Annotated in this window: 13 protein-coding genes and 1 pseudogene; 7 read left to right on the top strand and 7 right to left on the bottom strand. The window is 43.6% G+C overall.

From position 1 onward, the window contains the following. Nucleotide 1 precedes the first annotated feature (1 nt). From MIC7126_RS0118815 to MIC7126_RS0118805, 4 genes and pseudogenes are all read right to left on the bottom strand, one after another. Nucleotides 2–832, bottom strand: coding sequence for a hypothetical protein (locus tag MIC7126_RS0118815; protein WP_026100367.1), 831 nt, complete (start codon nucleotides 830–832; stop codon nucleotides 2–4). A 61-nt stretch (nucleotides 833–893) separates the two neighbouring features. Then, nucleotides 894–1,121 carry a carotenoid oxygenase family protein gene (locus MIC7126_RS0118810; RefSeq protein ID WP_017654720.1) on the bottom strand — a complete coding sequence of 76 codons (228 nt, stop codon included), beginning with the start codon at nucleotides 1,119–1,121 and terminating at the stop codon, nucleotides 894–896. A gap of 29 nt (nucleotides 1,122–1,150) precedes the next feature. Continuing rightward, nucleotides 1,151–1,381, bottom strand: a pseudogene (locus tag MIC7126_RS29555) (carotenoid oxygenase family protein); the annotation flags it as partial. Nucleotides 1,382–1,572: 191 nt separating this feature from the next. Next, nucleotides 1,573–1,836, bottom strand: a complete 264-nt coding sequence (locus MIC7126_RS0118805; protein ID WP_017654719.1) for a hypothetical protein — start codon at nucleotides 1,834–1,836, stop codon at nucleotides 1,573–1,575. Nucleotides 1,837–2,114: 278 nt separating this feature from the next. Here MIC7126_RS0118805 and MIC7126_RS0118800 point away from each other — a divergent pair, with 278 nt between their 5' ends. Further along, entirely contained in the window at nucleotides 2,115–2,720 is a 606-nt protein-coding gene (locus MIC7126_RS0118800) for a DUF3318 domain-containing protein (protein ID WP_017654718.1), read from the top strand. A 12-nt stretch (nucleotides 2,721–2,732) separates the two neighbouring features. On the opposite strand, the gene MIC7126_RS0118795 is transcribed toward MIC7126_RS0118800, so the two are convergent. Beyond that, a complete protein-coding gene (locus tag MIC7126_RS0118795) occupies nucleotides 2,733–3,956 on the bottom strand; it encodes a glycosyltransferase (protein ID WP_017654717.1) in 1,224 nt (407 codons plus the stop codon). A 201-nt stretch (nucleotides 3,957–4,157) separates the two neighbouring features. Here MIC7126_RS0118795 and cofH point away from each other — a divergent pair, with 201 nt between their 5' ends. From cofH to MIC7126_RS0118780, 3 genes are all read left to right on the top strand, one after another. Beyond that, nucleotides 4,158–5,291 carry a 7,8-didemethyl-8-hydroxy-5-deazariboflavin synthase subunit CofH gene (gene cofH, locus MIC7126_RS0118790; RefSeq protein WP_017654716.1) on the top strand — a complete coding sequence of 378 codons (1,134 nt, stop codon included), beginning with the start codon at nucleotides 4,158–4,160 and terminating at the stop codon, nucleotides 5,289–5,291. 113 nt (nucleotides 5,292–5,404) lie between these two features. Then, nucleotides 5,405–5,800, top strand: a complete 396-nt coding sequence (gene psb27, locus MIC7126_RS0118785; protein ID WP_017654715.1) for a photosystem II protein Psb27 — start codon at nucleotides 5,405–5,407, stop codon at nucleotides 5,798–5,800. A 484-nt stretch (nucleotides 5,801–6,284) separates the two neighbouring features. Continuing rightward, nucleotides 6,285–7,784 carry a family 10 glycosylhydrolase gene (locus MIC7126_RS0118780; protein ID WP_017654714.1) on the top strand — a complete coding sequence of 500 codons (1,500 nt, stop codon included), beginning with the start codon at nucleotides 6,285–6,287 and terminating at the stop codon, nucleotides 7,782–7,784. A gap of 97 nt (nucleotides 7,785–7,881) precedes the next feature. Here the strand turns inward: MIC7126_RS0118780 and MIC7126_RS0118775 are convergent, their stop codons facing one another. Further along, complete coding sequence (locus MIC7126_RS0118775) at nucleotides 7,882–11,544, bottom strand: acetate and sugar kinases/Hsc70/actin family protein (RefSeq protein ID WP_017654713.1); 3,663 nt, start codon at nucleotides 11,542–11,544, stop codon at nucleotides 7,882–7,884. Between the two features lie 659 nt (nucleotides 11,545–12,203). Between MIC7126_RS0118775 and MIC7126_RS0118770 the strand changes: the two genes are divergently transcribed. The 3 genes from MIC7126_RS0118770 to cobT are packed head-to-tail and all read left to right on the top strand — an operon-like array spanning nucleotide 12,204 to nucleotide 14,825. Next, a complete protein-coding gene (locus MIC7126_RS0118770) occupies nucleotides 12,204–12,902 on the top strand; it encodes a Crp/Fnr family transcriptional regulator (RefSeq protein WP_017654712.1) in 699 nt (232 codons plus the stop codon). A 13-nt stretch (nucleotides 12,903–12,915) separates the two neighbouring features. Then, nucleotides 12,916–13,653 carry a DUF2232 domain-containing protein gene (locus MIC7126_RS0118765; protein WP_017654711.1) on the top strand — a complete coding sequence of 246 codons (738 nt, stop codon included), beginning with the start codon at nucleotides 12,916–12,918 and terminating at the stop codon, nucleotides 13,651–13,653. Nucleotides 13,654–13,712: 59 nt separating this feature from the next. Then, nucleotides 13,713–14,825: a nicotinate mononucleotide-dependent phosphoribosyltransferase CobT gene (gene cobT / locus MIC7126_RS0118760; RefSeq protein WP_017654710.1), complete on the top strand. Its 1,113-nt coding sequence runs from the start codon at nucleotides 13,713–13,715 to the stop codon at nucleotides 14,823–14,825. A gap of 68 nt (nucleotides 14,826–14,893) precedes the next feature. On the opposite strand, the gene MIC7126_RS0118755 is transcribed toward cobT, so the two are convergent. Next, nucleotides 14,894–15,268 (bottom strand): hypothetical protein, encoded by a 375-nt coding sequence (locus tag MIC7126_RS0118755; RefSeq protein WP_017654709.1) that lies wholly within the window; start codon nucleotides 15,266–15,268, stop codon nucleotides 14,894–14,896. Nucleotides 15,269–16,484: the final 1,216 nt, after the last annotated feature.

The following is a 16,484-nucleotide window of genomic DNA, read 5'->3' as shown; positions in this document are numbered from 1 at the left end:
CTCAAAAAAACTCACTTCTTCTGTGTAAATCCTCCTGCTCTACCTGTTCACAACGGATTAATAGCGCCTCCATGGACTGTGCGAGAGCAATCAATTCTGTCCAAGAGGAACCACTCACTAAACTTTGAGCATGAGCCAAGCGATTTCGCAACTGTTCAGCAGATTTCAAAAAGCGTTCACCAAATCGCTTTGACTTTAGTCCCAATTGCAACAGCAGTTCTGGTTGATTAAGAACTAGCTCACGCTTATCACAAAATTGTAAATAATCCAACAAATCTGTAGCTTCATTTCTTTCTTGACTCTCGCGCCATAATCGTTGAGCGGCTTCTAATCGTTCGGGTTTGAGGATTTGCTGCCAAGTATCATGGGGATAATAAAGCCGCACCAATCGCAGCAAATTCATCTCTAACAGCGTCACCAAACCAAACAGTAACATGCGAGCGGGTGCTTTCTGCAAATCACCACAAGTAATAATTCCAGTTACCTGATTACAATCGAGGACAAATAATCGCGGTGTTTGTTGCAAAATAGGCAACAATTTCATCAATGGTGTGGAGATGGCGATGAGTTCTCTGGGATGAAACACTCGCTGATAATCGCCACACTTCCCAGCGTTAGCTTTCATCAAACTGGAGCGCTCTAAATAAGCGCTGATACCGTCCCCCGACTCGATACCCACAACATCAAAATCCTGTGCTTGCATCCAATGCAACACTTCTACCACATCTGCTTGTGCGGGTACAGCTTTGAGAGTTTCCGCCACATATTCAATTGTGATGTTGTTCTCAAATAAACTCCGCAGGTCTTGAGAACGAGATTTTAGCTGTTTCATCAGCTTTAAGCCATAAGACATCCGCAGAATTAGTATTTCATGGAAACCTGCATTATGTCATTTATGCAGGTTTCCAAGTGCCGTGGAATCCTGGGGGAATGGGACTCGGTAATCTGAGTTTGCCAACGGGTTCGTCGTCTAGGCGATCGCTATCAAATACCCAAACTTCGCTACTATGAGAATTACCATCGTAGACCACGGTTATTACCCAACTTTGCTCAGGGTTTTGGGCATCTTGAGCAGGTTGTGGTTCTGAAGGATAGAGATTTTGTTTGAGGTTTGTTTGCACAAGAGTTTCGGTTTGGAAATCGAAACGGGCGATTCAGTAAAATTTACAGCGAGAATTGCTCCATCTCCATCAAACCAGTGTCCCACACGCTTATCGCCACGTTCTAGCCGTGCCGGACTATTACGGTAGAGTGTGCCACGTAAGCCATCCGGGATTTTGCCAGAGATAATTGGCAGTTGGGTAAGAGGAAATTCTTTTCCTGGTTCGGCGAATGCACGTGCCCAAGCTTTTTTGGTTGACTTTTTGCTGATTGTATACATTTGATCAACATCAATGAAGACAATGGCATGAAGAGTATTAAGTATTAAAGGAATATGTGATGATACATTTCATTTGCATGAAAATATCAAATTTTTAATCAGAATGCAAGAACAGTTAAGCATGGCTGGAGTCAATACCAAACTGAAAATCCACCAGTGAGAGACCTTTTTCTCAATTGGAGAAGTTGAGTTTAGGAACTAGGATTAATATCTTGGGGAATTGACAAATCTGTTGGGGGGCGATCGCTACTCCAAGCCCACCACACACAACCACACTGACAGCTATAGAATTCTTGCCATTTGCGGCGATGGTTTTCTGTGGTTACAGGCGATCGCCGGTTAACCCAAACTTTCTCTGCTTCTCGACTGCTGGATTTGCAACTGGGACAGCAAAATTCATAAGCATGAATTGCCTGATTTGTCCATTTAGGGGGGAGGGGAGCAAAAGCGTCCATGTGGTTCAAAATTTAATCTGGATGGTTATTCAAAACGCTGTGTTTTGAACTTGGAAGCAAACGGGTACCATAGAATCCCGCAACACTATACAATTATTTAACCAGTATTCTGATGGTTTTGTCTGTCTCTTGAATAAATCGCAATTTCTAGTGGTTTTTACCGAGACAACAACTGTTTTTAACGTTTGTGTTCAGTTCTCACAAATCAAAGATTATCACAAAAAGCTCATTTTTAACGGCATTGGTGACTATGAATAATCTGGCGAATAATTAAGATGATGGAGCCAAAAGCAGAAATTCGTCGTTTGTTAGATATAATGCCTGCTTCTGGACGAATGACGGTAAAAATCGTCAGCAAGCCAGAACAAACTCAAGTAATTGATGCTGAATTTCCCTCACCTTGGAATCGAGAACGACCAATATATATTAATTTCGATTTGTGGCAGCGTTTGACCAAACCGCAACGAGACTTATTATTATTGCAAATGGTGAGTTGGTTAACAGGGGTGAAGTGGTTCAAACCTGATGTTTATCAAGGTGTAGTGTTAGCGGGGGTTTTGGGTGGACTGGTAGAATTAGTCCAGTCAGATATAGTGGGCGTAGGAATTGCAGCGGGATTAAGTGCGATCGCTCTACTCCGCATTTGGCGGACAAATAAATCTCCAGAGTCAGAGTTAAATGCTGATGCTGTGGCGATTCGCGTCGCACAGCGTCGGGGATATTCACAAGCCCAAGCAGCAGAACATTTGCTATCTGCAATTGAGACTGTAGCCAAGATAGAAGGACATTCTGGATTAAATTTTAGCGAATTGATTCGTTGTCAAAATTTACGGGCGATCGCTGGTTTGTCTACCGTGGGTGTTCCCGAAAATTATCAGCAGTAGTTGATCAAAGCTCTATTTCACCTGTGTCACCCGCCAACTCAGTTTCAAGTTCACCCAGAAATTCCAAACAGTAGCAATAGCGATCGCTATGAGATTGGCAACGTAGCGGTTAGGAATCAAGAAATTATATACCAGATTTAACACCAACACATTTAACACCAACCCAGCCAGACAAATAATATTAAATTTAAGAAAGCGTTTGAGACGTTGACGCCATTCCTGCTGTTGCATAGAGACATCTGCAAAAGTCCAAGCGTCATTCCACAAAAAATTATTGAAAATCGCAATTTCCCCAGCAATAATTTTGCTACGAGTTAAGGGTAAAGCTAAAGTCGTTGGATCACTGAGTAAATAAAGCACCGTCATATCGACAAAAACCCCACTCAGTCCCACCAATCCAAATCGGAAAAAACGCACGAAGGGAAAACCCCGCAGCGGACTTGTAGACAACCGCAACCGTAATAAATGGCGTAAATAATCAACATATTGTTTCCATGTCACCTTGCTCTCACCTGCTGTGCGCTCACAAAACACATAACCAACTTCCGCAATATCCCGCACCTTACCACGTCCGATGACCTCCAACAGAATTTTATACCCCACAGGATGAAGCGCAGCACCGGCTATACAAGTCCGACGCACCATAAAATAACCACTCATGGGGTCAGAAACTCGCCCCAAGACTCCTGGGAGAATAATTAGTCCCAGCACCTGAGCACCACGAGACAAAAAGCGCCGAACCACACTCCAACTACTGACACCACCACCTTCTATATGACGACTAGCTACCGCCAAATCTGCGCCTTGTTCCATCGCCCGTAACAGTTGCGTCAACACTTCTGGTGGATGTTGCAAATCACCATCAATTACTGCTAGAATTTCTCCTCTTGCCACCTGCCAACCACGAATTACTGCTGAAGATAAGCCGCGTTCCTGTTGGCGTCGCATCACCCGCAGTTGTGGATATTCTGTGACTAGCGATCGCGCTACTTCCCAAGTGCAGTCTGGACTATCATCATCGACTACAATTAATTCATAATCTCCAGGGATAGATTCATCTAGCAATAGACTCAATATTCTAATCACATTTTGGATATTATTGCGCTCTTTGTAGGTAGGAATTACCAAAGAAAGCCGAATAACTTTATCACCTGTATTAACGCTTCGAGGATGGTATTCACTAACTTGTAATTGACCAGTGGGCACAGGTAAGAGTAAATTAGATTCTTCGCTCATGCTGCTTGAAAAAAAGTTTTGTAAGCAATAGTTTTGCGCTAATTGTGCTATTGTATAACTCCTGTTTTCACAAAAGTTTGCTGAGATAAATTTTCTGGGAAAAAAGATCCCTCTCGGCGCTGGCTCCCGTTGAAAAGAGTAGCGCGTCCAGAAAAATTCCTGGCAAAATAGTATGAGTAATTTGCTTCTCACTCATAACCCGTGAAACAAAAAACTGTTGATGCTATTCTCGAATATGCCTGGAAAGGGGGCGATATATCTCCTGCCGAGGGAGTGGTATTATTAACGCAAACAGATCCACAAGCGATCGCTAGTATTCGTACCACAGCCGACAAACTGCGTCAAATCCAAGCAGGTGATACCGTCACCTACGTGGTTAACCGCAACATCAACTTTACAAATATTTGTGAGCAGCACTGCAGTTTTTGTGCTTTTCGCCGAGATGATGGTGATTCCGGGGCTTATTGGTTAGATTGGGCACAAATTTTAGAAAAAGCTACAGATGGAGTCGAGCGAGGTGCAACAGAAATCTGTATGCAAGGAGGATTAAACCCGCAAGCCAAGATTAACGGTCAATCCCTCGCATATTATCTCAAACTTGTAACCACCATTAAACAAGAATTTCCGCAATTACACTTACACGCCTTCTCGCCTCAAGAGGTGCAATTTATCGCCAGAATTGACGAGTTAGAGTATGCTGATGTTATAGCTGCATTGCGAGATGCTGGCGTCAACTCCATGCCAGGAACAGCCGCTGAGATTTTAGATGATAGCGTCAGAAAGGTATTGTGTCCTGAAAAAATTGATACAGACACTTGGTTAGAAATTATCAGCACAGCCCATAAATTAGGATTGCATACAACCAGTACCATGCTGTCAGGGCATATTGAAACACCACAACAGCAAATGGTACACTTAGAGAAATTGCGATCGCTCCAAAAAATCGCCATTCATCAAGGATATCCAGCAAAGATTACAGAATTTATTTTATTACCCTTCGTCGGACAAGAAGCCCCCAAACCCTTGCGTCGTCGAGTCGGGCGAGATCAACCAGTTTTGGGCGACGCCCTACTATTAGGAGCAGTGGCGCGGATTTTCTTAGGAAATTGGATACCAAACCATCAGCCGAGTTGGGTAAAACTGGGGCTAAACTGTGCCACAGAAGCCTTAGCTTGGGGCTGCAACGATATCGGTGGCACACTCATGGAAGAACATATTACCACAATGGCAGGGGCTGTAGGTGGTACTTGTATGGAAGTAGACACATTACAAACAGCGATCGCTTCCCTAGGAAGACCATATCAGCAGCGAGACACCCTATATCAGCAAATTTGAATTATTTTCTTTACCCTTGAGCCTTCAGCCACCATCCTTCCTTGTCCTGATCCCCAAGATACCAATCCAGGATAGGATGGACGTTGATTTATGCGTTATTTCACGTCATGCTTATGAAGCCCTATTGGTCGCGTCTGCTTGCTTTAGTATTAGTTATAGCCATCGGCTTAATGGGCTGTTCCAGTCCCGATAGCTTAACCGGAGATTATCGCCAAGACACCTTAACGGTAGTCGCCAGTTTGAGAAATGCTCTGGAATTAACACAAGATTCACCAGATAGAGCAGCTGTGCAAGCAGACACACGTCGAAAAATCAACGACTTTTCTGCTCGTTATCAACGAGCTAATTCGTATTCTAATCTTAGCTCCTTTACCACCATGCGAACGGCTCTAAATTCCCTCGCTGGACATTATAGTTCTTACCCCAATCGCCCAGTACCTCAAAAACTCAAAGATCGCTTAGAGAAAGAGTTAAATCTGGTAGAAGTAGCACTGAGGCGCGGTGCGTAACTATCCCTTATCCTATAGTCAAGAGTCAACAATTGTGACTCTTGACTATAGGATAGTGGCATTCATCCCAGCACTGTGAATTTTGATTTAAATAAACTATCTTGGATGTCATAGTGTTGACCTTAGTCACAAACTAAACAATACGTGATTCAGTATTTCAGTAACTGTGCATCCCTGGGAAATTAACTGCATAAAAAAATGTGGCAACAGAAATGGGGGTTTAGAAGTCTTTGTCAAAAAGGCTTCCAAGCCCCTATTTTTGACCTATGTAATTCAATACACATCGCTTTAATGATCGAAAGAGGTAAGGGAAAGGGTAATAAATAGTTCATATCATGTCCGTTTGAACACTTATCATCTCTGTGAAGGTCGGTAATGGGTAATGGGTAGACTTTCAATCCCCAATTACCAATCCCCAATTACCATATTTTCTCCATCTTTCTTCTTCCCTCTTAAGTCACCATTTATACTTTCAGTTTCGTGTATGTCTAACCGTCCTCTCAACGTTGCAAAACCAATATTACTTTGGCGCAGCCTATTTGCTGTAGCGTTCGCCAGTGGTACGTTGATTCCCAATTTTGGGCTACAACCAGCCGCAGCACAAGCAGCGCAATATTGCCATTTATCGCCAGCAGAAGCTAAAGCCAAAGATAAATTGCGTTTGTCGGCACAAAAAGGTAATGCAGATGCCAAAAAACGCTACCAGCAGTTAATTAAACAACATGCAAAAGAATTAAAAGATTGTCGGAATCGCACCTGGCCAAAAACACAAGCCATGTGGTTACGGTTGTATCCCTGTGACACTAAGGCAGGAGCAATCGATCAAATAATGGATCGAATTGTCAACCGTGGCTATAACCAAGTTTACCTGGAAGTGTTCTATGATGGGCAAGTATTATTACCAGCAGCAGCCAATAACACAGTTTGGCCTTCCGTCATTCGCACCCCCGGCGCGGCTAAAGCAGATTTACTCGCCATCGCCATCGAGAAAGGGCGCCAGCGTGGCTTGAAAGTCTATGCTTGGATGTTTACGGTTAATTTCGGTTATAGCTACGCCAAGCGTCGGGACAGAGAAGGAGCGATCGCCCGTAACGGCAAAGGTCAAACCAGCTTGTATGTTGTAGATAATAGCTCTCAAGTATTTATCGACCCCTACAACGTCCAAGCCAAGCGTGATTATTACCAAATGGTACAACAAGTCTTGCGCCGTCGCCCCGATGGGCTGCTATTTGACTATGTGCGTTATCCCAGACAAGCCGGTAGTGATTCCATCGCCACCAAAGTTGCTGATTTATGGCTATTTAGTGAAGCCATCCAAACAGCTTTATTTCAGCGCGCCCAGAATAGCAAAGGACTAGACTTGATTCGCCGCTTTTTGGGTCAAGGATACGTAACTGCGGGAGATATCGCTGAGGTTGATCAATTGTATCCCCAAGAAGGGGAACCTATGTGGCAAGGGCGTATCCTCCCACCAGCACCCAAATCAATCGCATCCCCAACCAGCAGACAACCACTTTTACAATTAGAGTTGTGGCAACTCGCCGTTGCTCATGCGATGCAGGGTATTGTGGATTTTGTTAACTTAGCCAGTTACCCAGCCAAGCAGCAAGGTATCCCCTCAGGCGTAGTGTTTTTTCCCGAAGGTAATCAAAATTTAGGACAAGGTTATGATTCTCGTTTGCAACCTTGGGATAGATTTCCTCATTCCCTAGAATGGCATCCTATGTCCTACGCTGCTTGCGGTCATGTTAGCTGTATTGTGGCGCAGGTACAACGAGTATTAAGTATCGCCAAACCAGATACGCAAATAATTCCCGCCTTAGCAGGTAAGTGGGGAGCATCAATTAGTAATCGTCCACCTTTAGAAGTGCAAATGCAAGCACTGCGCCAAGCCACCCCGCAAATTCAAGGTGTCAGCCATTTTGCATATTCTTGGCAATTTCCCGAACATGATGGCGATCGCAAGTTCTGTAATTCTAGGTAGTTGGGGGATAGGGGATAGGGGTTGCAAGATCCTCGACTTCTTCAAGAAGTCGGGGATCTAACCATCGCTAACCACTCAGAACAAATGATATGGATCACTATTCTGGCTGCGCTGCTAGGACAAAATTCACTGTATATGGTTCTTCCAGGGACTGCTGAGTGCTGGCTTGGATGGTGTGGAGATATGTACGCAAAGACTGGAGTTGTTGGGAATGGGGACGATAGGTGAGACTTCCTTGTTTTTCAAATAGTGGTGCTGCGGCGATCGCTTGATAATCGGCATTTGTTTGGGAAGTTGGGGTCAGCCAAGTACAATCTTGAGTGTTGGGGGTCAAACCCGGTGGTAACTCGCCTTCCAAGAAAGCTAGCAGGCGTTGCTGACAAGTCCGTGTATTAATCCCCCGTTCTTCAAATAACTGTAAAATTTCGTTGAAAGATACAGAATGATCAGGTAATAACCGCAATAATTCTGTAAACAAGAAATAGTCAGTATATTGCTGTCTAGGAATATCTAAAACCTGGGGATGTAAAGGTAGCATCGCCAGACCATAAGCTACTCGACTACAATTAGGAGCGCCATTGTCACCTAAATATGAGTCTTGAATAATCTTGGCGTTGGGGAGTTTTTGCTTGAGCCAGCGATTCACTGTGGTGATGGAAGCTACCCCCCCAGTTAAGACAGCTTGATTAATTGCTTCTGTGGGTATACCGCGAGCTACCAATAACTTATTGAGTTCTCGGTTGAGACGACGCACAAAGGGAACTAGCACTTGGCTTTCTAAGTCTCGCCGCTGCAATACCCACCGCTGGTCAGCTAAATCGAGAGTGAAAGTATCCTGATGTTGCAAAATTAACTTCAAAGCTAAAGCCGCATCCAGCACCGCCTGTCCCAAAAGCGAACTTTCTAGACGTTGCTGGAGGCGAATTCGCGCCGTGATATCAGGTTCGCCCACCCTCGGTAATTCTAATTCTTCCAATCCCAAACTCTGCCATTGCATTTGCTCTAAACCAGGGATACTGGGTTGCCAGTGCTGGGGATTACTGGTAATAGTTTTACTATCGCCTGGGAGTTCAGACCGTGATTGACGAGATTTTGGGGGTACAAGCAATTGGCAAATAATATCTTGTTCAATTGCTTGACCGGCGTAGGCGAAACTATGGAGCATGAAATCATGATGTGTCAATTGCAGCAAGCTTGAGGGTAAATCCACTAGTGCCATTTCCGTGGCGATCGCCCCGATATTGATGGCGAGCGTGCTACCAACTATCGGCTGTTCGGTGGTTTTTGCGGGAAATAGACCCGACTGCTCTCTTACCTGGACGATTTCACCGTGAGCGCCATCGAGCACACTCAAAAGAGTAGCGATCGCTTCTTCGATAAAATACACCTGCTGCGGTTCGGTAACTATTTTGCTGGTAAGTAATGCTTCCCTGACATTGAAGCGATATTGTTCCGACCAACCAGTGGGACAGGTGCAGATTACCCCAGCAATATTATTGATAACTTGAGTAAAACTTTTTTCATCCAAACCCACCGCCGCCGCACTTAAACCTTGAGTAGTGCTGTGGCGATCGGATTTGAGAGTTGATAGTAGTTTCGAGAGCGATCGCACCACCCAAATCAAAGGCCCCGCCGACAACTCATTAAATTGCAGCACAGGTTCCCATTTTTGTCGAGCATTTTTGTAGGGGATAGCTACTTGTAGATATGGCTTCAACTGAGCTGAGTAAAGATTGTTGGCTGGTTCCGCAGCCGACTTGGGCGCTGAGTTAATATTGGCTTCGCTATGAATCACCGCAGTTGACGGCAAATATACTTCTGCTGGTAAACGGAAAGATTGCTGAAAACTGTTGTTTGTAGCAGTTTCTGCAGACCAATAAATCGGATAAACTACAAAAGTTGTGCGATTGAACACCGCCGCCGAAATTCCCGTCGTACCTAAATCAATTCCCAAATACCAAACTGACTCACGAACATCAACAATACCCACTCCTGGATCTTCTGACTCAAACGCAGGAGCAGAAATTGTGGCTTCCTTTTTTTTTTCAATTGTTGGGCTAAAATCTAAGGCTATCTCTGGCTGAGGGAAAGAAGTAGGCGTTAGCTGGGGAATTTCTAAGGAAGCAAAAGCCGCTCCTGCGCTAGTGTCTAAGTTAGCTAAATCCAGTTCTAACTGCTGCAACTGCACTGCATCCAAAGAAATATTCGGGATGCTATCGACCGATGTTGCCGTTGGTGAAAGGAGATTTTCCTGGGGTGAAGCCAGAATATAATTATCTGAAAGTCCATCGTGTACCTCGTTGGCAGTCGGCAATTGTTCAGCTATGTCCGTCCCTACTGGCTCTGTTGCACCAAGCAACTGCTCATCTTCACCCACAGCAAACAAATCTGCTAGGGTAGTGACTGTATCAGCGCTGTTTAGCTCAGTCGCTGCTGGCGTACTCAACAAATCTAGAGGTGGGACTGGTTCTAAACCCCCATCAAAAAACAATGCTTCCCAGGCATGAGATGATGAATCTGCAAATGATGCATCTTCTGTAGGCATATCAGCCTGTGACTTCTCCAACCAAGGATCTGGCTCTTTCACTCCCTCGGCTGGGGGTGTGGGTGGGATACTAGCAATATTCAGCGTTAATGGTGAGGAGTTTGTCTCGATCTCGTCACTGACATCTGTAGTGGGCGCTAGATAATCAGCACCAAACAAACTAGCGTAAAGTTGGTCTACTTCATCAAAACCATTGGCTTGAGTATCAAGATCATCTTGGTGAAAATGCAAGAATATCGGATCTAGATCATCTGTGGCTAATGGCTCTGGCTGCTCATCCACAGTTGCTGGCTCAATTACATCAGGTGATTCTGGTAATGTTGGCATCAACACAGAAAACTCTGCTTTGGGAGACGCTGGTAATGTTGGCGTCAATCCAGAAAACTCTGAGCCAGGAGAATGCTGCTGTAAATATTGCGTCAAATTTTCAAAAAAGCTCGCCATTAACTGTTCGCCCTGCAGTCCTTGGCTGTGCATTCTCGCCAGTGCTTGGGATAAAGACTCGTGATAAGTATTAATATTTCGCTGCAGTGCTTCAAAGACAACATTTACAGTCCCGTCTAGGGATACCAAGCGTTGATCTAAATCTCTGGTGAGCAACGATAACCGCTCCGTTTGGTCATAGGTTTCAATCAGCGGTGCTGTTGTCGATGCTGCGGGGTTGACTTGGGGTGAATTTTGTGTCATTTGTGATGCGAGAGACGGTACAAGGCGTTGCATCAGCACTTGTAAAAATTCATTGATCACCTGTTCCTGATTTGCCAACTGCTGAGTTAAGGAATAGTTTTGCGATCGCTTCTGTTCCAAAAGCCTAATTTCCTGCACCAAGTTAGCGCGTTCTTGCAGCAGTCCTGTTAACTCATCTCGCAACGGCTGTAGCCAAGGAGAAAACTCTCTATCCACTTGCAAAGATCCCACAGCATCACTCGGCTGTGGATTTGGTTGCTCATGCTGTGGTGAAGACTGAATATTCTCTTCCACAAATCTAGCCAGCAGCGGCGATAGAGGTGGCGGTGCAGAAACTTTGACCTGTGTATTACTCTGCCAATCCTCAGTTTGTCCTAACCTGGCGAGAAAATCACGAATTCTTTCTAAAACCTGTCGGGCTGCTTGCGCCTGACTAGACACAAGTTTAGGGAAGTGCTTGTCAGTGGTAGCCAGTAAATTGTCCAAATCAGCGATTAGTCTGTGAAGTTCATCTGCACGGGGAGTCACGTCAAAATACCTTAGATAGAAATTTACTTCAAATTGTGTGGCAATTAATTTACGCCTACTGTAGTTGTCAGGGATTCAGTTTAATTTATGTTATGTGTTGTGGGAAATATTAGCGCTATTCGATCACTATCTGTTTGAGGACTATGCCCAGAAAACACCGCCCAGCCTCCTAATTCAGATTTTGGCTGCACAATGGGCACTTTTTTTGTCGTCTCCTCTCAAAATATCAACTGGGCACAGACAATCAATATCGCTGTTTTCGGACTTGATAGCATAAAAATATAAAAAAGTCCAGGTAACAAGCAACTAATTTAGTCAAGCCACACAATATCATCTACAAAAAATCGTCAAAAATATCTCGTTAGCAAAAAATAGCTAGCTTGAGTATCATTGAGATTGTCTACCCATATTTTTAAGTAATTATATTTGCAGTCTAGTTAACCTCCAAGGAATCACCCCAAGGAAGGCAAACTGCCCGCTGTGGGAATGTTACACCATTTCTAACCATAGGCAAAGATTGTTGCCAAAAGAGTCTTGTGTCGCATTCTGGTGTAACATGCTTTAGATTTATTTTAAAAAGGGGCTGTGCTTTGATAGCTTAGGCTTAAAATGACGCTCTTGCTTGTTGTGTATTTAGCAACTTTAATGAAGAAGTCATAATGGAAGACCGATATAGCTTGCAGGCAGCCGCTAATCCCTTGATGAACTCTACTCCCTTTTTTCAAGGGCTGCCAGAGGCAGTTGTGGAACCAGCTCTCACCCATATTGTCACCCGCAATCACCCAGCTAATCAGGTAATTCTCCTAGAAAACGACTGGGGCGGCTCCGTTTATTTTATCGTGGACGGGTGGGTAAAAATTCGTACCTACAATTTAGAGGGCAAAGAGGTAACACTGAATATTTTGGGCAAGGGTGAATTATTTGGCGAAATGGCAGCGCTAGATGAAGTGCCGCGTTCTACTGATGTGATTACTCTCACGCCTACCATTATTGGTAGTATGCCATCCCAGGATTTTGTCCAGTTACTTCACATAGAACCATTGGCGGGAGTGCGATTGTCACAATTAATGGCAAGACGTTTACGACAAGTGAATCGACGACTGCGATTGCGGGAATCTGATAGTCAGTCGCGGGTGGCGGATACGTTGCTATTTTTAGCAGAAGGACAGGGAAAAAAAGGCAATACAGGTATTGAAATTCCCAATTTACCGCACCGCGAATTGAGTAGCTTAAGTGGACTAGCGCGGGAAACTGTCACACGAGTGTTGACAAGGCTAGAAAAAAAGGGCTTGATTAAACGGGATCAGGAAATTATTTGTATTCCCGATGTGTCAGCCTTGGAAAAAACGATAGTTTAAAGGCTTGTCAAATATGAGCATTTTAGATTCTCTGCCAGATGAGCCAGAGTCGAACCCATCTTATGAATCTCAACCCGCCCAAAATCAATGGTCAGACAAACAAGACAATTTGCAGCAACCCCAATTGAAAGTTGATGCACCGTTGAGAATGGTAGAAACGGCATTTTTAGCCAGTGCTGCTAGCTTAATTTGGTTTATTAATTTTTATTTTCCCTTGGGCCCTGTGTTGCGGATATTTTTCCCGATTCCCATTGCGCTAGTTTACCTGCGTTGGGGCAAGCGAGCTGCTTGGATGTCTGCTCTGACCTGTGGACTGTTGCTGGCGGTGTTGATGGGGCCAATTCGTAGCCTGCTATATGTGATGCCCTATGCTTTTATGGGTGTGCTGTTGGGTGCTACATGGCGGCGGCGTGCACCTTGGATTGTTTCTATTACCTTGGGTGGGCTATTGGGGGCTTTGGGAATCTTTTTTCGCATCTGGCTATTGTCTGTGCTGTCGAGTGAAGATTTATGGGTTTATTTGATTAATCAGGTGACAGAAATTACAGAGTGGGTTTTCTTAAAGTTGCAGGTGTTGGCAACCCCCAGTGTATTTTTGATTCAAATGGGAGCGATCGCCATAATTTTACTGAATAATTTTATTTACTTGTTTATAGTACACTTGGCAGCATGGCTATTATTTGATCGTTTAGGCAACCCCATCACCCGTCCGCCACATTGGGTACAGGTCTTGATGGATTATGAAGGATAATTATTATTGGTTATTTGTTATTGGTAAGGGTTATAACAAATGACCAATGACCAAAAATTATGATTCGCATCTACACTGAAATTGCCCAAGCAGAAGCCTGGATGGCTAAATATCGCGGTTGTTTACCTGTGTTTGTCTGTGTTTTAGGTTTTACTCAAACTGGTTTAATTCCGGGAATTTCCGCAGCGGGGCGCACTCCAGAGGATCGCAAATACACTGCTTGTGCGGATGCGGAGTTTTTATATTACGGCGCGACACATCAGCCCCAATATCCCCTACCACCGCTAACGGCTGGTGCTTCGCCTGTAGTGATTTCCCGGGCTGTGGTGGAAGCTCTGAACATTCCAGTTTATATATTTAATGCTGGTTTACCTCAGCCTCCAGCTGTACCGATGATTGATTTGGGTGGTGCTCCGGCTCAATGTTTGAGTTCGGGTGCGGCGATGGAATTAGGGACGGTACACCATTTGTTTAAACAAGGGCTGGCTTGGGGTTGTCGGTTAGCTGCCCAAATTCCCGACAGATATGTGATTTTAAGTGAGTGTGTAGTTGGTGGGACGACGACAGCTTTAGCGGTTTTAACTGGCTTGGGTATAGAGGCTATGGGCAAAGTTAATAGTAGTCATCCTGTTTGTAACCACGAGCAGAAGTGGGCGGTGGTACAGGCTGGGTTGGAGAAGGTTAGGGAAGAAATACTTGATCCTTTAGAGCTTGTGGCGGCGCTTGGTGATCCGATGCAGGTCGTGGTGGCGGGAATGGCGATAGGTGCTAGTCGCGGTTGTGGTGTGATGTTGGCTGGTGGTACACAAATGCTGGCTGTTTATGCTTTGATGAAAGCGATCGCGCAATTTCACAATTTGTTTTGGGAGCCAGAAAAGGTAGTTGTCGGTACAACCCGCTGGGTCGCTGAAGATCCTACAGGTGCTACTGTGGAATTAGCCCGCAGTCTCAATGCTGATGGTGTTAGCCCATCTTTAATTGCTACTGAGTTGAGTTTTGCTGATTCTCGTTATCCTCAACTCCAAGCTTATGAAGAAGGCTTTGTGAAAGAGGGTGTGGGCGCTGGCGCTGCAGCGATCGCTGTTCATCTGGGTTTAAATTGGCAACAGCAGCAACTATTACAAGCTATTGAAGCACAATTTCATCGCTTGCATCAATTTTATTACCTATAAAAAAGATACCAAACCTAGAAAGAATTGGTAACTTGCATTAATATTTAGACTCGTAATTGTTGACTAAATTATTGAATTCTCTCTCGCAATAATTGTTCTTCTAAGGCAGCAATCCGATTGTATGCTGCTGTTAGCTGGGCTGTGAGTCGTTGTATTTGAATTTCTGGAGTTAGGACTTTATCCCCACTCTGACGATTCATATCAAAATATAAGCCATCTGCTAATACATCCTTGTGTTCTAGTTCTGGATTTAAGTTTATCTGCCCCTTGAATTGGTAGCGCACTGGTTCGTTATTTTCTAAATAACTATTTTCCACCTGTTTTTTCGCTAAAGAGCACTCTGATAAGGCTTGAGACACTTTACTTTCCAACTGCTCAATCACCTGATGGAGAGCGTCAAGTTTATGACTCAAAGCCAGAATTTCTTTTTGTAATGGCTCCATTTAATACCTTTATGCACATATTTCTTCTATGTTATTCAATTTACTGGCTATGTTAACCATACTTATGAATTATTTAATTTTTCAACTTTTTTGTGGGAATGTGAGACTAAAGTCATAATTTATCAACATAACTAAATTATTTTTGTATATTTTACATGTGCTATGGGTAAGTATGATTAAATTAATGGTGGTTTTTTAGAGAAAATCTAAATTAAATTGCCAATATGCGGTGTTGTATCTACTAAAATGACTGAATTAACCGTAGAAACAGCGATGATTGGCTATTTTCTAAAAAATTAAGTTAAAAAAGCAGTAAAGAAAGTTATCAACAGGCTCTGACAATATCAACAGGACTGATATTTGATTTTGAGGAAATTAGGTACACATCTATTTTCCTTTTTTGCTGTTCGTTACCTATGGCGGTAGCGCACCACGCAAATACTTTCAAGGAGAAAAAAAGCTGATTCAACTTAAAAAAGACTCTGATAAGTTTGTTGAGAATTGATCCAACTTCCCAGCAGATATTCGATTCCCCTCATAGAAGATATTTTTCTCTAGTTGTCGCTGCAACAATTTTGTCTAATTCTGCTGTTGTTTTCTCTCTAGAAGCTGCCAAGATAAGATGGTGGCAAGCAATTAACCTTTGTTGTGGATAACAGGCGTGTTGCAAAAGTCTATCTATGCGTTCTCTTGTGGGCGCTACAGACACCTTGAAGCCATTTGTTTATAGGGAACAAAACACGCCCTAGTGCTTCAAATGTCCTCCTGTGCAAAAATGTCGCAATAATTTTGATGAATTTGTAGTGAGTGCTACGCTGCTGGAAGTCGTTTTGTGTATAAAGCGCTCAAGAGGCGGACTGAAGTCCTGACTAAAAAACAACTACGAAACTAGTAAAGTTTTTATTTACGTTGCCCTGGTTGTGACTGTAAGAGATATATCTTTTGTGTCGTATTAATACGGTTGACAAGTTGTTTTTTAATCGTGGAATTTATCATTTATTGTGCGTAACTTTACGGAAAAATATGAAAAATTTAAAATAGAACAATTCATTTGAAAGATTCTGTAAAGATAGACCCTAAGGATTTTGTCGGGCAAATAAATTGTCTATATTATCACTTAAGTAAAGCTACGTATGGGCACTCAATTAATACACATAATTACAAAATAAATTGCATCTATGGCTACATCTACCACTAATATCAAGGACGCTAAGAG

Origin of the sequence: Fortiea contorta PCC 7126, from assembly GCF_000332295.1 — a bacterium.
GTDB lineage: Bacteria > Cyanobacteriota > Cyanobacteriia > Cyanobacteriales > Nostocaceae > Fortiea > Fortiea contorta.
The sequence above is the reverse complement of the archived record's forward strand: the minus strand, read 5'-3'. Positions and strand labels throughout refer to the sequence as shown.